This is a genomic window from Micromonospora sp. WMMD1128, assembly GCF_027497235.1.
Taxonomy (GTDB): Bacteria; Actinomycetota; Actinomycetes; order Mycobacteriales; family Micromonosporaceae; genus Micromonospora.
Genome location: NZ_CP114902.1, coordinates 4,452,324 through 4,468,637, shown reverse-complemented (window position 1 = coordinate 4,468,637; position 16,314 = coordinate 4,452,324). Strand labels below are relative to the sequence as shown.

Here is a 16,314-nt window from a genome sequence, read left to right as displayed (position 1 = left end):
CCGCTCCTGTTTACAAGGACGATGCGGGACGATCATCCTGACCGGGCAGCCTCGGCGTGGATGGGGGACAATCGACAGGTGCGGAGCAAGCGGGCGGGTGGGGCATTCATCGAGATTCCGTCGGCAGTGAGGTGTTAGACCCGCATGTCAGCGGAGCAGGTGGGAATCGGCCTCCGTCTGTTGGGTCCGGTGCGAGCCTGGCAGGACGGCACCGAGCTGGTCCTCGGCTCGACCCGTCGCACCGCGGTGCTCTGCGTGCTGGCACTGCACGCGGGGCAGCGTGTCTCCCGCGACCAGCTGGTCAACGCCGTCTGGGGTGAGGACCCGCCGTCGAGCGCGACCGGCAACATCTACACGTACGTCTCCACGCTGCGCCAGATGCTGGAGCCGGCCCGGAGCCGGTGGACGGCCGGGCGACTGTTCAGCTCGGGCGGCGGCATGTACGAGCTGCGGCTCCCGCCGGACTCCGTCGACGTGCTCAGGTTCGAGTCGCTGCGCGAGACGGCCCGGCGGCAGCGGTCCGCCGGGGACGCCGACGCGGAGCTGGCCACCGTGGCGGCGGCCCTGCGGCTCTGGCATGGCGACGCGCTCGCCGGGGTCCCCGGCCCGTACGCCGAGGGGCAGCGGCTGCGCCTGACCGAGCTGCGGCTCGCCACCGCCGAGCGGTACGCCGAGCTGCTGACCGGGCGCGGACGCCACGAGGAGGCCGGCCAGGTCCGGCGCGAGCTGGCGGAGGCGTACCCGCACCGGGAGGAGCTGCGGGCCAGGCTCGCCGCCGCGCCGCCGGGGGCCGCCCCGGCCGCGGGCGCGTCCGTCGTGACGGGCGGCGGCACGCGGCCCCCCGGCGTACCGCTCACCGGTGGGCAGGTCCGTCCCGGAGGTGGCCCGGCGGGCGGGCCCGGGCCGCGTTCCGGGGCCGGCGCGAACCCGCTGTTCGGCCGGGACGTGGCGCTGCGTCGGCTTCGCCGGGGGATGGCCGACGCCGCCGCCGGGCGGGGCGGCAGCATCATGCTCGAAGGTTCCGCCGGCATCGGCAGGACGGCCCTGCTCACGGTCGCGTTCGGGAGCGTCCCGGACGGATGCCGTGTCGGCTGGGCGGTCGGGGACGAGGTCACCCGGGACGTCCCGCTCGGCGCCCTGCGCGACTGCGTCGAGTCGGCGCTGGCGGCCGGCCTCGACGACCTCGACGGCGCGGCCGGCCTCGACGGCCTCGACCGGGCGGAGGCCGACGCCGTGGCCCGGGCCGTGACACTGGTCCGTCGCGCCACCGCCGACGGGCCGCTCGTCCTCGTCATCGACGATCTGCACTGGGCCGACCCGACCACGCTGCGCGCCTGGGCCACGCTGGGCGAGCAGGCGGCCGAGCTGCCGCTGCTGCTCGTCGCCGCCGTCCGCTCCGGCGCGGAGCCGGTGGCTGTCCACTCCGGCGCGGAGCCGGTGGTCGGGCGGTCCGTCGCCGAGATCGTCACGATCGGTCCGCTGGACTCCGCCTCGGCGGGCGCGCTGGTCCGGACGGTCGCCCCGCAACCGCCCGAGCCACCGGACCTGGCCCGGATCCTCGACCTGGCCGGCGGCCACCCGGACTACCTGCGCCGGCTCGCCGTGCACGGGGTCGAGCCGTTCCCGGTGGCCGCTCTGGTCGCGACGGTCCGGGCGCACCTCGCGCCGTACCCGGACGATCTCCGCCAGGTGCTGCGGGCTATCGCGTTCCTCAGCGCCTACGAGGTGCGGGTGCCGGGCGCGCTGCCGGCCGGCTGCACGATGGCCGAGTTGGCCGCGGCCACCGACCACCACCCCGACGACCTCGACCGGATGGTGGCACCGGTGCGGGCCGCCGGGATCCTCGCGTCGGGGGACCGGCTGCGCCTGCGGCACCGGGTGGTCGCCCGCACCCTGCACGAGAGCACGCCGGCCGCGCTCCGGGTCGCCCTCTGCCGCCTGTACGCGGGGCGGCTCGCCACCGTGGGCGCGGCGCCCGAACGGGTGGCGGCGCTGCTGCTCGCCGGGCCGGTGCCGGTCGACGACTGCGCCGGCGGGTGGCTGGCCGAGCACGTCGAGCGGGTCGCCGAGGCGTCGCCGCGGATCGCCGTCGCGGCCCTCGCCCGGGCGCACGCCCAGCACGCCCTCGACCCCGACCGGCGGCTCACGTTGACGGCCTGGTTGGCCCGGCTGCTGCTACGGGCCGATCACCACGCCGCGGCCGAGGCCGGTTGGGTCGCCGCGCGTACCGCCGATCCGGAGCTGGCGGGGGAGATGCGGTGGATAGCCGCGCACAGCCATGAGCGGCGGGGCGACGTCGAGACCGCGGCGGAGATCGCCCACGCGGCGCTGCGGGAACGCCGGATCGGCCCGCAGTGGATCGACCGGCTGCGGGCGCTGCTCGGGCGGATCCGGCCGAGCCTGCCCGGCAACCCGACCCAGCCGCACCTGTCCCGCTCGGGCCTCATCGGCGACGGACGGCCGTCGTGACCGGTAGCGCCACCTCGCCTCCCGACGAGTCGACGACGACCACCCCTGAGGATCGGCTGCGGGTGTCCGTCCTCGGGCCGGTCCGGGCCTGGCGCGGTGCACGGGACATCCCGTTGGGCCCGGCCCGGCAGCGAGTGATCTTCGCGCTGCTTGCCGCGGCAGTGGGACGCGACGTCGGGCGGGACGAGCTGATCGCGGGGGCGTGGGGGCCGTCGCCGCCGACCACCGCGGCGGGCAGTGTCTACACCTACATCTCCGGGCTACGTCGCGGCCTCGGGCCCGGGTCGCTGACCTCCGGGCCGGGCGGGTACGCCCTGCGCCTGCGCCCCGAGGACCTGGACAGCGAGCGGTTCGAGACGCTCACCGCCGAGGCCGAGCGGCTGCGCGCGGCCGGCGACCGGACCGCCGCCGTGGCCCGGCTCGACGAGGCGCTGCGGCTGTGGCACGGCGAGGCGTACGCCGGGCTCCCCGGTGATCACCTCGACGCGGCGCGTGGCCGGCTCGCCACGCGGCGTCTCGCCGCCGCCGAGGCGCGGGCCCGGATGCTCGTCGAGATCGGCGACGATGCCGTGGTGGCCGACCTCGCCGTGCTGGTCCGCGACCATCCGCTGCGCGAGCCCCTGCACGAGCTGCTGGTGCTCGCGCTGCACCGCGGCGGCCGGCGGGCCGAGGCGCTCGCGGCGTGGCGGGCCGCCCGGGACACCCTCCGGGCCGAGCTGGGAGTCGAACCGGGCGCCGCCCTCGCCCGGCTGCACCGGATCGTCTCCGGGTCGGGCGCGGATCCGGACGTCCGGACCGGTGCCGGCCCGGGGCCGACGACGGCGCTCGACGGGTCACCTCCGGCGGACCTGCCGGGCCGCGAGGCGGAGCTGCGCCTGCTGCGGGAGTTGGTCGGCGCAGTCGCCGCCGGCCGGGGCGCCGCCGTCTGGGTCGAGGGCGAACCGGGCATCGGCAAGACCAGCCTGCTCCGCGCCGCCGTCGACGAGGCGGCCGGGCGTGGCTGCCGGGTCGCCTGGGGTTCCGTCGCGGAGCCGGACCAGCACGGCCCGCTCTCGGCGACGCTCCGCGCGTTGGGGCTGGCCCCCGACCCTGCCGAGGGTCACCCGCCGGTCGCCGGGCGGCCCGGCGGGGCGGGCGGCGCCACCGCGGAGCTGACCGAACGGGTGCTGGCCGAGGTACGCGCCGCCGGCCCCCTCGTGCTGGTGCTCGACGGTCTGCACGGCGCCGACCGCTCCGGCGCCGCCCCGTTCTGGGAACGTCTGGTGGCGCTCACCCGCCGGCTCCCGCTGCTCCTGGTGGCCGCCGCCCGGCTGGAGCCGAGGGCCCGGGAGCTGGGCCGGCTGCGCCGCGCCGTCCAGGCCCGGCAGGGTCATCTGCTCCACCTGGACGCGTTGCCCGCCGACGTGGTCGAGCAGGTGGTGACCGCCCTGGTGGGCGCGCCACCGGGACCGAACCTGGCCGAGGTGGTGGCCGACTCGGCGGGCAACCCCCGCTACGCGCACGAGCTGACCACGGACCTGCTGCGGCGGGGTGTGGTCCGGGTGGTCGACGAGGTGGCCGACATCCCCGACGGCACGGCGATCGACGCCCCACGTCCGCTGCTCGCGATGATCCGCGCCACCATGGACAGCCTCACGTCCGGCACCCAGGAGGTGCTCCGGACGGCGGCGCTGCTCGGCGCCGGCTTCTCGGTCGACGACGTCGGCGCGGTGGCCGGTCACCCCGCCCTCGACCTGGTGTCCAGCCTGGAGGAGGCGCTCGCCGCGCGGGTCGTCGTGGACGCCGGCGCCGACCTCGCCTTCCGACACCGGTTCCTGCGGCAGATGTTGTACGAGAGCGTCCCCGCCCCGGCCCGCTCGGCCCTGCACCGGCACATCGCCGAGGTGTTGGCCAACGGCGGCAGGCCGGTGGTGCGGGTGGCCGAGCAGCTTGCCGCCGCGACCTCGGCGGTGGACGGCTGGGTGGTGTCCTGGCTGGCCACCCACCACGTCGAGTTGACCCGCCGGGCGCCGTGGCTGGCCGGCGAGCTGCTGCGTCGGGTGCTCGGCACCGACCGGCCCGATCCGGGGCAGCGGGGACGTCTGCTTGTCGCGCTGGTCCGGCTCGAATTCCGGCGCGAGCGTCCGGCTCTGGACGAGGCACGGGAGGCGGTCCGGCTCGCCGCGGACCCGGCCGAGCGGGCCGAGATGCGTCACCTGCTCGCCGCGATGACCCGGCGCGGCGGCGACGCCGCGGCGGCGCTCGGCATCGTCGAGGAGGCGCTCGCCGACCCGACCGTCCCCGCCCTCTGGCACACCCGGCACCGGATGCTGCGGGCCAACCTCCACCGGGGTCCCCTCGACGACCTCGATCGGGCGGACCGGACGGCGGCGGCGCTGCACGCCGCCGCGCTCGCCGCGAACCAGCCGTACGAGGCGGCGTTCGCCCTGCAGACCACCTGGTTGACCAACACCATCCGGCGCGACCACGAGCGGGCACTTGAGTACGCCGACCGCGCGCTCGACGTCATGCGCGACAACCCGGCCTTCAGCGGCCTGTACCTGGACCTGTTGGACAACCGGACGTTCACGTTGCAGAACCTGGACCGGCTGGAGGAGGCCGAGCGGACGCTGCGCGAGGCCGCGCTCTTCGCGTTGCGGCACCGACTGCCGTCCGGGCTGCACGTCGCCGCCGCCGTGCAGCACTACTGGTCGGGCCGCTGGGACGACGTGTTGACGGTGGTCGGTGCGGTCACCGACGATCCGCTCGGATCCACCCTGCTGGGCACCCGGGAGCCGGGAGCGGTCGCCATGGTGCTGCACGGCGTCGCCGCTCTTGTCGCCGCCCACCGCGACGACACCGTGCTGGCCGGCGGGCACCTGGACTCGACCGACCTGGTGCCGGCCACCGAGGCGGAGCGCGAGAACTCCGACTTCCTGCTTGTCGCCCGCGCGCTTGTCGCCGAGCGGCAGGGCCGCCCGGAGCAGGCCCTGCACGTCCTCGAACCGCTGCTGGTGCCCGCGTACGCCCCGCTGTTGATGCGGCACCAGTGGCTTCCCGGTGTCGTCCGGCTCGCGTTGGAGCTGGGTCGACGCGACGTGGCGGAGCGGGCGGCGGCGATCTGCGCCGACGAGGCGGCCCGGGAGGTCCGGCCGGCACGGGCGCATCCGGCGGCGCTACGCTGCCGGGCGCTGCTCACCGGCGACGCGGAGCCCGCGCTGGCCGCGGCGGCGCGCTACCGCGCGGTCGGCCGGGTGGTGGAACTGGCCGCGGCGCTGGAGGACGCGGCGGTGCTGCTCGCGGCCGGCCGACACCCGCACGCGGCGGCCCGGGCCGGCGGCGAGGCGGCGGAACGGTACGCCGTGCTCGGCGCGGGGTGGGATCTGCGCCGAACGCATCGCCGGCTGGGGGAGTACGGCGTGTTCCCGGCCCCCGACCGCCCGCCGGCGCAACGGCGCGTTCAGCGCACCTCGATCTCGTGCAGCGAGTAGCCGTAGTTGCCGTTCCGCTGGGTGCCGTACATCCGGACGTAGCGGCCGGTCGCGCCGTCGACCGGGATCCGGTCGACCTCGCCCGCGCCGAGGAGGGTGCCGTAGACCTTCGTCCACCGCCGACCGTCCACGGAGACCTCAAGCCGGTAGACGAAGGCGCGGGCGGAGTCCCAGCGCAGCACGACCTCGTTGATCCGCCACTGCGCGCCCAGGTCCACGGTCAACCACTGCGGGTCGCTGAACTGGCTGCCCCACCGCGTGCCGAGGTCACCGTCGACGGCGTGCGCCGCGGCCCAGTTGGCGCCCTCCACGCTGGAGGCGGTGACGGGCCGACCGAGGGCCAGGTTCCGGCCGGAGGTGTTCACGGAGGCCCGTGCCGTCGGCGTGGCCGTGGCGCTGGCCGCCGGCTTGAAGAGCTCGCCGGGGTCGTCGGCCGCGCGGCGCGACCGGGTCGGTGCGGGTGTGCTCGCGGAGGTGACGGTCGGCTTCGGTGCCGGCGGCGCCTGCGCGGAGACCCCGCTCGTCGGCGACGGCGACGGCGACCCGGTGGACGGTGACGGGTCGGGTCCCGCCTGGGGCGTGTCGTCGGCGTCGGCGACCAGGCCGGCGATCGCCACCCCGACCAGCACCGGCAGCGCGACGAGGGCACCCAGCACCGCTCGCCCGCGCCGGGCCGGCCGGACCGCCGGTGCGGACGGCGCCGACGGTTGCGTGTCGACGGTCGACGGCGCACCGGACTGGTTGCCGAGCAGGATCGTGAGCAGCTCCGGTGCGGTCGGCCGGGCGGTCGGATCCTTCGCCAGGGCCGCGCCGACCGCGTCCCGCAGGGACTCCGGCAGGCCGTCGAGTCGCGGCGGCTGGGTGAGGATGCGGGCTGCGGTCGCGGACGGCGAGTCGCCGTGGAACGGCGTCCTGCCGGTGCCGGCGAATGCGATCACGCAGCCCCACGCGAACACGTCGGCGGCGGCGGTGACGGGTGTCTCCGACTCGCCGGAGAACCGCTCCGGGGCCATGTAGGCCACCGTGCCGACCATCACGTCGGCGCGCGTGTGCTGGCTGGTGGCCTCGAACGGCCGCGCGATGCCGAAGTCGATCACCTTCGGGCTGCCCGGCGCGAGCAGGACATTGTCCGGCTTGAGGTCGCGGTGGATGATCCCCGCGCTGTGGATGCCGGTCAGCGCGGTGGCCACCCCGACGGCGAGGGAGTGCAGCGCCCCGCCGCGCAGCGGACCGCGTTCGGCGATCACCTCCTCCAGGCTCGGACCGTCGATGTACTCCACGACGAGGTACGGCGGGTCATGGTCGAGATCGGCGTGGAGGAACTCGGCGGTGCAGAACGGCGGCACCCGCCGCGCTCGCTCGACCTCGCCGCGGAAGCGGCGGGCGAACTCGGGATCGGTGGTGAGATCCGGATGGATGAGCTTGATCGCGGCGTAACTGCCGTCGTCACTCTCCGCAAGGTAGACCATGCCCATGCCGCCCCGGCCGAGCCGGCCGACGAGCAGGTAGTCACCCACGCGTTCCGGATCGGCCGAGCCCAGCGGACGCACGCGGTATGCCGTGTCGATCATGTCTCCTTCATGGACGGAGTCGACGAATCCGCACCGAACGCCGATGCCGGCATCGTCAGGTATATCAAGGCATCGACTGATCGACAACGACACGTATCGTGACCGCTCGGCACATTCGGGCGGCGCCGTGCGGGACCGGGCGGCGGAACGGTGTGGCCACGCTGCGTCACACGAGGCCCGGCAGGTGGGCGAAGCGGGGCACCGCCGCGCTGCCGACCCGAGCCCGGCGCCCGGTCGCCGCCCACCGCTCGTGGCACCGGATCAACGAGGTCAGCGCGAGGTCGTCGAAGGGACCGCGCTCGCGGACCGGCTCCTCGGCGGAGAGTTCCCGCAGCAACAGGCGGCCGGGGCGGCCGTCACCCGCTGGCGTCGTCTCCAGCACCCGGAAGCGGGTGCCGGGCAGGAACAGCACCCGGCCGGCGGCGCGCTGCTCGTCCGCCGGCTCCAGCAACCGGGTCCGGCGGGCGGTCATCGACCAGAGCAGGACGTCCACATTTCCCGGCACGTTCATCGGCGGCTCGGTCAGCGCGTGGGTGAATCCCCGATCGGTAAGGGTCTCCCGCGCGGCGATCTCCCGCAGCTCGGCCGCGGACAGCGTGGCGGAGAGGCAGGCGGCGCCCCGATACGACGGCAACCGGGCCACCCCGGCGGCCACGCACCGGGCGAAGGAGACAGAGTCACCCGCCGACCCGGATCGCAACTCGCCGTCCACGGATTCGCCCGCCCCCGACAGGTACAGGCGTACGGCGACGGCGTCGACCACCGAGTCGCCCCCCACGTGCAGGTGTGGGTGCTCGGTGAGCAGCCGGGACACGGAGTCGGCGGCGACGTCGAACTCCCGGCCGAAGCGTCGGCGCAGCCACGCCCGCTCCGCGTCGAGCCCCGCCGGGGTGGGAAGTCCCCGCGCGTCCGGCGCGGGCGTCGGCGGGAAGGCCAGGTCCGCGGCGGTGAACCGGTGGGTCAGTCCGTCACCGGCGTTGTCGTCGGCCCGGCCCCCCGGCCGTCCTCGCCACCCGGCCGCCACCGCCGAGGCGAGGTGCAGGGTGCTGCGGGCCCTCGTGTCCGGGTCCAGCCGGGCGGCCAGATCCTCGGCGAGCTCACGGAACCGTGCGACCCGGGACGGGACCGTGTCGTCGACGATGAGGGCGTGCCGGCTCGGGTCGGCCGGGTGGGCCCGGACCCGGCCGGCGTTGCGCGGCGTGTCGTCGGCGCGGATCCACAGTCCGGACTGGACGATCTCGACGACCGCGTCCGCGGCGTAGCGGTGGCTCAACGGGCCGACCGGTTCGCCGAGCAGCGCCGGGGCCCGGTGACTGAGGATCCGTGGCAGCTTGGCCGCGGCGCCGGGCGTGGCGCGCGGCGTGAAGCAGAGTTCCCGGACGAGGACCTGCCAACCGGGGCCGCCGTCCGGAGTGACGGTGCGCATCTGCGTACGGTCGGGCCGCCCGACGGGGATGCCGCCGAGGCAGACCACCGGCGACTCCAGCACGTCCGCCAGCCGCTGGCCGAGCACCTCGCCGGCCGGCAGCGCGACCGGCCCGTACTGGACGAACCGGGCCCGATGCCGACCGTCCGGGTCGAGGCCCCGCCAGAAGCGGGCGACGTCGTCGACGGCGAGCGGCGGCGTGCCCGGGCAACCGAGGACGACGGTCATCACGTCGGGCTGGCACGGCAGCGCGGACACCAGCCACCGCCAGCGTTCGCTGATCACCGCCGGATCGCGGGTGTCGCGGATCCAGACCCCGCCGGGAAGGGGTTCGACGGCGCCCACCGCGCTCGTCACCCGGAACCGCGCGGCTGCGGCGTCCCACGCCGGGGCGGGATAGCGCTGGGCGTCCCAGACCGGCGACCGGCCCGGGCGGTAGCGCACCCAGCCACCGCCGTCGGCGGCGCCCGCCAGGAGGGTCCCGTCCGCCGCGCGGATGATCCGCCCGTGCGGCGTGACGACCGGGCGGCGCAGCCGGTCGCAGAGCCACTGCGCGGCGAGGGCGCCGGTGTCGGCGGACGCGCCGCAGACGACGAGACGGATACCGCGCCGGTGGCGTCGCAGCGCCGTGGCGACCGCCCGCCAGGCGCCGATCGGCAGCTCGTCGTGGAGGTCGAGGACGACGATGTCGTACGCGGGGTCCTCGGCGACCGCCAGGGCCAGCGACCGGGCCGCCACACTGATGCGCTCGTGCGCGTGCAGGACGAGCGCGTTGCCGACCCGGTGCCGGGACATCCCCGCCGGCTGCCCGCCGCGAAGGGAGCGCATGATCCTCATTCGACTCGTCCCCTCACCACACCCGGCACCGGTGCCGGTCAGTAGAGATTGATCTCGACCGCGCCCATTTTTTCCCGGGCCAGTTCGGCGGCGTTGGCCGCGGCGGCCCGGATCGACTGGGCGATCGCGTCCTGCAGGGCCGTCACGTCGCGGGCGTCGAACACGGCGGGACTGACCTGCACGGCCTTGAGCTGCCCGAGGCCGCTGGCCAGCACGACCACGGCGCCGTCGGCGGACCGGCCGGTGACGAGCGCCTGTTCGAGACTGGCCTGCGCGCTGCGCAGCCGCTGCTCGAAGGCACGGCCAGCCTCGATCATCTCCTCGCGGGTGGGCTGCTGCGACATCGCGTCTCCTCTCAACCGACCGCGGCGAGGCCGCCGTGGTGGCGGGCCGCCGTGGTGGCCGGATCGTTGCGGCTGACCAGCCCGGTCACGTCGGCCAGCGCGAGGGTGCGGGACCCGGTGGCCCGGCTCAGGCTCCGGGAGAGCAGGTGGGCGGCGCGTACGGTTCGCTCGGGCGCCCGCGCGGCCAGCCCGGTGAGCGCGACCCGGACGTCGTCGGGAATCTCGTGGCCACGGCGTACGAGGTGGCGCGCCACCACCTCGGCGAGTTCGGTGACGGTGAGTTCCGGGATGGTCCACTCCGGCCCGAACAGCTCGGTGAGACCGGGCACCGCGACCCGCAGCCGGGCGAGCCCGGCCGGCTCGGCGACCAGGACGACCACCGGGTCGCCCAGCCCGGGAGGCATCTGCTCGACAAGCGCCTCGACGATCTCCGGTGCGGCGCCGGTGCCGTCGTCCACGTAGTCGACCATCAGGGTGCCGCCGGCCGCGTCCTGGAGCGCGCTCCGGACCAGGCTGTGCGTCTGCCCCGGCCACTCGGGCGCGAGGTGCTCGGCGGTCGAGACCCGCACCAGCTGACCGACCGGGACCAGGTCCAGCTCGGACAGGGCGGCGGCGTAGTGCCGGCCGAGCTCACGGCGACCGCTGCCCGGTACGCCGGAGAGCAGGGCGTTGCCGTGCCGGCCGTAGGAGCGGCGGCGATTGCGCAACTCGCAGAGCTGGAGCAGGGTCGCGCCGATCGCCTCACGGGCGTCGGTCGCGCCGACCAACTGCCCGATCCGCTGCCAGCTCCGGGCCGCGTTGATCGCGGCGGCCGGGTTCTGGCCGGGGTCGGGCTGGTTCTTCCGCTCCACCGGCAGATCGGCGAGCAGTTCCAGCTCGGGGGCGAGGTCCTCGGCGGTCAGCCGGTTGATCTGCGCGTCCTTGGTCGGTGGGGTGGCCGCCAGCCGCGACGCCTGATTGTTGATCATCGCCTCGAACAGTTTGCGGGCCACCCGGCCGTTACCGAACGTCGAGGTCCTCGGGATCCGCTCGAAGTAGGCGGTCAGTCCCGCGACGGCGTCGTCGGTCAGTTCGAAGTAGTGCTTGCGGCACAGGTTCGAGGTGATGGTGACCAGTTCGTCGACGGAGTAGTTCGGAAACTCGACGGTCCGGGTGAACCGGGAGGCCAGGCCGGGGTTGGAGGCCAGGAACTTCTCCATCAGCTCCGAGTAACCCGCGACGATCACCACCAGTTCGTCGCGCTGGTCCTCCATGATCTTCATCAGCGCGTCGATCGCCTCCTGACCGAAGTCCGGGCCCGACCCGCCGGAGCCGGCCGACAGCGTGTACGCCTCGTCGATGAAGAGCACCCCGCCGATCGCCTTGTTGACCAACTCGGTGGTCTTGATCGCGGTCGAGCCGATGTACTGGCCGACCAGGTCCGCCCGGGCCGCCTCGATCATGTGGCCCTTGGCCAGGATGCCCAGCTCGGCCAGGACCGCCCCGTAGAGCCGCGCAACAGTCGTCTTGCCGGTGCCGGGCGGGCCGGCGAAGACCAGGTGCCGGCTCATCGGCGGCATCGGCAGGCCCATCTGCTGCCGGACCTGGGCCATCTTGATCAGGTTGATCAGCGCGGTGACCTCGTGCTTCACCCCGCGCAGGCCGATCAGGCCGTCGAGTTCCCGCAACGGTCCACTCAGCTCACCGTCCGCCACCACCTCGGGCTCGTCCGCCGGAGCCGCGTCGGGTGCGTACCCGGGGCCGACCGGGGCCGGGGAGGTCGGCGCCACCGACCGGGCGGCCCGCCCGGTGGTCAGCGAGGCGATGGTGAGGTCGGCGTCGTCGGCCTGCCGGACGTCGTCGCCGCCGCTGTCCCGGGCGACGCAATTGGTGATCGACACCGGCTCCGCGGTGTCCACGTCGAACCCGGCGGCGCCACTCTCCAGCACCTCGCAGTCGGTGAAGGTGCCCCGGGAACCGCGCTCCAGCCGTATCCCCGCCTGGCGGGCCCGGCGGATCCGCACCCGGCCGGCGGTCACCGCGCCGGACGCGCCGACCTGGAGGCCGTCACCCGCCACGTCGGTGAACTCGGTGTCCTGCAGTCGCAGGTCCGCGTGGTCGGCCACCCGCATCCCGGCCCCGTCCAGCACCGCCGACCGCAGCGTCAGCGACGCGCCCGAGCCGACCAGGACGCCGGTGGCCGCCGTACCGCTGAACCGGGCGTCGTGGACGGTGCCGCGCGCCGAGTCGCGCAGCTCGAGCGCGACGGCGCCGGCGAAATCGACCACCAGGTCGGTGCCGTCGAGCGCGGCGCCCTCGGTGACCAGGAGCCCGGACCCGGTGGTGACGGCGAGCCGCAACCGCTGCACGGTCATCGACGCCGCGCCGGTCACCACCGCAGCCTGCGCACCGCTGCCCCGGATGGTCACCCCCTCGAAACGGGGCGTGCTCTTGTCCTCGACCGTCAGCCCGACCGGCGAGTCCGCGAAGACGCAGTCGGCGAACGTCGGCTTCGCCGCGCCCGTCACGTGGGCGGCGCTGCGGCCGGCCGAGCCGAACGTGCAGCCCCGGAACGTCGGCGCGGCGCCACCGGCGACGTGGACGGACTGGAAGAGCGCGCCGGTGAACTCGGAATCCGTGACGACCACGTCGACGTCGCCGCGCACGAACACGTCGACGTTCGCGCTCTGGCGCACCCGCAGGCGGTTGATCCGGGCGTGCCCGCGCTGGTCCACCACGAGCGCCGGTTTCCCGGCGGCGGTGATCTCACAGTGTTCGGCGACGAGCCGGCCGTCCCCGTTGACGCAGATGCTGTTCGCCCCGGTCCGCTCCACCGTGCAGCGGCGCAGCGTCAGCGATCCCTGATCGCTGATCACCACGCCGGAGGTGGCGGCGTCGCGGATCACGGTGTCCTCCACCGTGCTCGTACCCGGCGCGGTCACCACGATCGCGGCGCCCGCGGCGGAACTGATCTCGCAGTTGCGCAGCGCGATCGTCCCCTGGAGCCGGGCCAGCAGCGTCACCCAGGCGGCACCGGCCACGCGGCAGCCGTCCAGGGCCGCCTCACCGGCGTACGCGTCGACCGCCGCCAGCTTCGGGTCGGCGCTCGACAGCGTGACGCCCCGCACCTGCGCGCCCTCGCCGTGCACGGCCAGGACGCTGCCCTCCTCCGTGTGCACCTCGACGAGGGCGCCCGGCGCGGCGGCGATGGTGATCCGGTGACCGACGACGAGCCTTTCGGTGTACCGGCCGGCGTGGACGGTGATGGTGGCGCCCGGCTCCGCGCGGGCCACCGCCGCGCCGATCGTGGCGAACGCACCGGGCTGCCCGCCGCCCACCGTGAGGACCTGTCGAGTCATTGCGGAATCACCCCTTCTTCCCGGCCGGCGGGCCGACGAGGCCGGGCAGCGTGCCGAACCGACCGGCCGAGGCGACACCGATCCGCTTGCGGGGGTCCGCGCCGGCCCACCTGTCGACGCTGCGACGCAGGGACGTGACGGCCAGTTCGTCGAGCGACAACCGTTTCCGGTCGACCCGGCCGTCGTCGTCGATTTCGTTGGCGCCGATCTCGCGGAGCAGGATCGCACCGCGACGCCCACCGTCCGGTTCCGTCGCCTCCAGGATCTTGAAGTGGGTACCCGGCAGGAACACCACCCGGTCCTCGACGCGCTCGTCCCCCTCCGGCTCCAGCAGGGCGGTCCGGCGGGCGGTCATCGACCAGATCAGCACGTCGGTGTCGCCGTCCTGACCGGCGCAGGGCGCGGTCAGCACGGCGACGAAACTCCAGTCGGTGACCAGCCGCCGCCCCCGGTACAGGTCCCACTCGTCCGCGGTCGGCGAGGTACGCACGATGGTGCTTCCCCGGTACGACGGCAGCCGGGAGAGGCCGGAGACCGCGCAACGGGCGAGCGGAACGTGTGGACCGATCGCACCCGACCGCAGGCCGGCGTCGATGCCGGCACCCCGCCGGGTCAGGAACAGCCGGGTCGCCACCGAGTCGACCAGGATGTCGTCCGCGCTGCTGTCACCGCCGGCCTTCATGCCCGGGTGTTCCGACATGATCCGGGAGACCGAGCTGGCCATGGCGTCGAAGTCCCGGCTCAGGGACCGGCGCAGCCAGGCCCGCTCCTCGGCCAGCCCGTGCGCCGGAAGCAGGGCGGCGGCGTCCGGGCGCACCACCGGCTGGAGCCGGGCACCGGGCCTCGGGCTGTCCGCCGCCGGTTCGGTCGCGCGGACGGACGTCGTCGACATGTCCTCGCCCACCCGCGCGTCCCTGCCCGCCAGCTCCGTCGACAGAGCCCCGCCCGCCGGCCCTGCGGGCACGTCCCCGCCCGCCGGCCCCACCGGCACGTCCCCGCCCGCCGGCTCCGACACCGGCGCGGGCACGACAGCCGGGGTGGAAACGGGTGGCGCGGGCACGGGCCGCGCGGGCACGGGTGGCGTGGTGGGCGGAGACGGCGGCAGCGCCGTACCGGCCGTCGCCGTCGCTCCCGGCAGGCCCGGCGAACCGACCGGGGCGGGACCGTCGATCGTGGACTCGGTCGGGATCTCGACCGGCGCCGGCGGAGCCACGGGAGCGGACGGAGCCACGGGGACCACGGGCTGAGCCACCGGCGCGGGCTGAGCCACCGGCTCGGGCGGAGCCGCCGAAACGGGCGGAACCGGCGGGGCGGCCAGGACCGCAGGAGCGGGCCGGATCACCGGAGCTGGCGGAAGCGACGGAGTGGACCGGACGGTAGGAGCGGGCGGGAGCGCCGAGGTGGAGACGGTCACCTGGATGGCGGGTGCCGCAGGCGGGGCCGGGGACAACGCGATCGGCTCGGGGATGCCCGTGATGCCGACGGTCGGGATCTCCGCCGCCACCTCGGGGGCGGGCGCGGCGCCGGCCGCCGGCGCGGGCGGCGTCGACGGCGACGCCGAGGTCAGGGTCGCCGCCGCGTGGCCGCCCGGCTTCTGCCCCGGCACCAACACCGATGCCGGGAACAACGCGTGCGGCTGCCCCATCGCCCGGTCGATCCGGGCCGCCAGGTCGTCGGCGAGCTCCCGCATCCGCGCCGTCCGCTTCGACTCGGTGTCGTCGAAGATCATGGTGATGCCCTCGGGGTCGAGCGGCGTCGCCCGGACCCGTTCCGCGTTGCCCGGCTCGTCCGCCGGACGGATCCAGAGCCCGGCCTCGATCACCTCGACCACCGCGTCCGGGGCGTACCAGTAGACCCGGGGTGCGATCTCCTCGGTCCACCGCAGCGGCCCCCGGTGGCTGAGCAGCAGCGGCCGGCGGGCCAACGAGTTGGGGTGGGCCCGGGGTGAGTAGCCGAGTTCCTGGGCGAACGGCGGCCAGCCCAGCACGCCGTCGGCGCGTACCGTCCGGATCTCGAATTTGCCCGGTGCGCCGATCGGGACCCCCGGGTAGCAGACGACCTTCGCGCCGAGCTGGTCGGCGAGCGTCTGACCGAACGACTCACCCTCCGGCATGCGTACCTCGCCGTACTGCACGAACCGGGTCCGCAGCCGGTTGTCCGGATCCAGGTCCCGCCAGAACCGGACCACGTCGTCGAGCGAGAGCGGCTCGGTGCCCGGGCAGCCGAGCAGGACTGTCATCGTGTCCGGCTGGCACGGCAGGTCGGCGACGAGGCGACCACGGTGCTCGGCGACGACCTCCGGCGCCCGTACGTCGTGGATCCACACGCCGCCGGGCAGGGGCTCGATCTCGCCGGTGGAGCTGGAGGCCCGGCGTTCGGTCGCGGCCGTGTCCCAGACCGGCGTCGGATACCGCTTGGCGTCCCAGGCCGGCGGCTTGCCGGGCCGGAACCGCACCCAGCCGCTGCCCGGCTTCGAGTGCACGAAGAGCGCCCCGGCCGACCCGCGGACCAGATCGCCGTCGGGCGCGATGACCGTCCGGTTCAGCCGCTCCGACAGCCACTGCCCGGCCATCGCCGCCGTGTCGTTGCGCTGCCCGCAGGCGACCAGCCGGATGCCGCGACGGCGGCGCGGCAGGACACCCGCCATCGACTCCCAGGAGCCGATCGGGATGCCGCTGCCCAGATCGAGTACGACCAGGTCGTTCTCGCCGTCCGCGACCACGGAGAGCGCGAGCGACTGTGCCTCGCCGCTGATCTCGTCCGGGTGGTGCAGGACGAGCGCGTTGCCGACCGTGTGCTGCACCACGTCGCCGGGCGTGCTCCGCCCGCCGCGCAGCAGATTCCGGATGGATGTCATGG

General features: G+C 75.3%; 7 protein-coding genes. 2 read left to right on the top strand and 5 right to left on the bottom strand.

Translation table 11 applies throughout. The annotated features are described in order from the left end of the window. Positions 1-144: 144 nt before the first annotated feature. Complete coding sequence (locus O7602_RS19740) at positions 145-2,469, top strand: AAA family ATPase (protein ID WP_281584120.1); 2,325 nt, start codon at positions 145-147, stop codon at positions 2,467-2,469. Beyond that, a complete protein-coding gene (locus tag O7602_RS19735; RefSeq protein ID WP_281584119.1) occupies positions 2,466-5,939 on the top strand; it encodes a BTAD domain-containing putative transcriptional regulator in 3,474 nt (1,157 codons plus the stop codon). Before O7602_RS19740 ends, O7602_RS19735 begins: the two co-directional genes overlap by 4 nt. On the opposite strand, the gene O7602_RS19730 is transcribed toward O7602_RS19735, so the two are convergent. From O7602_RS19730 to O7602_RS19710, 5 genes are all read right to left on the bottom strand, one after another. Beyond that, positions 5,909-7,510, bottom strand: a complete 1,602-nt coding sequence (locus O7602_RS19730) for a protein kinase (RefSeq protein WP_281584118.1) — start codon at positions 7,508-7,510, stop codon at positions 5,909-5,911. The genes O7602_RS19735 and O7602_RS19730 overlap by 31 nt on opposite strands. A 166-nt stretch (positions 7,511-7,676) precedes the next feature. Then, entirely contained in the window at positions 7,677-9,764 is a 2,088-nt protein-coding gene (locus O7602_RS19725; RefSeq protein ID WP_281584117.1) for a hypothetical protein, read from the bottom strand. A 47-nt stretch (positions 9,765-9,811) separates the two neighbouring features. Beyond that, positions 9,812-10,117 (bottom strand): YbaB/EbfC family nucleoid-associated protein, encoded by a 306-nt coding sequence (locus tag O7602_RS19720; RefSeq protein ID WP_281584116.1) that lies wholly within the window; start codon positions 10,115-10,117, stop codon positions 9,812-9,814. A gap of 11 nt (positions 10,118-10,128) precedes the next feature. Next, a complete protein-coding gene (locus tag O7602_RS19715) occupies positions 10,129-13,455 on the bottom strand; it encodes a right-handed parallel beta-helix repeat-containing protein (RefSeq protein WP_281584115.1) in 3,327 nt (1,108 codons plus the stop codon). A gap of 7 nt (positions 13,456-13,462) precedes the next feature. After that, positions 13,463-16,312 carry a hypothetical protein gene (locus tag O7602_RS19710; RefSeq protein WP_281584114.1) on the bottom strand — a complete coding sequence of 950 codons (2,850 nt, stop codon included), beginning with the start codon at positions 16,310-16,312 and terminating at the stop codon, positions 13,463-13,465. Between the last annotated feature and the right edge of the window lie 2 nt (positions 16,313-16,314).

Bases quoted from the DNA above. Each gene is read 5' to 3' on its own strand.
- O7602_RS19730 (WP_281584118.1), bottom strand. From the start codon at position 7,510: ATGATCGACACGGCATACCGCGTGCGTCCGCTGGGCTCGGCCGATCCG.
- O7602_RS19720 (WP_281584116.1), bottom strand. From the start codon at position 10,117: ATGTCGCAGCAGCCCACCCGCGAGGAGATGATCGAGGCTGGCCGTGCC.
- O7602_RS19710 (WP_281584114.1), bottom strand. From the start codon at position 16,312: ATGACATCCATCCGGAATCTGCTGCGCGGCGGGCGGAGCACGCCCGGC.
- O7602_RS19715 (WP_281584115.1), bottom strand. From the start codon at position 13,455: ATGACTCGACAGGTCCTCACGGTGGGCGGCGGGCAGCCCGGTGCGTTC.
- O7602_RS19725 (WP_281584117.1), bottom strand. From the start codon at position 9,764: ATGCGCTCCCTTCGCGGCGGGCAGCCGGCGGGGATGTCCCGGCACCGG.
- O7602_RS19740 (WP_281584120.1), top strand. From the start codon at position 145: ATGTCAGCGGAGCAGGTGGGAATCGGCCTCCGTCTGTTGGGTCCGGTG.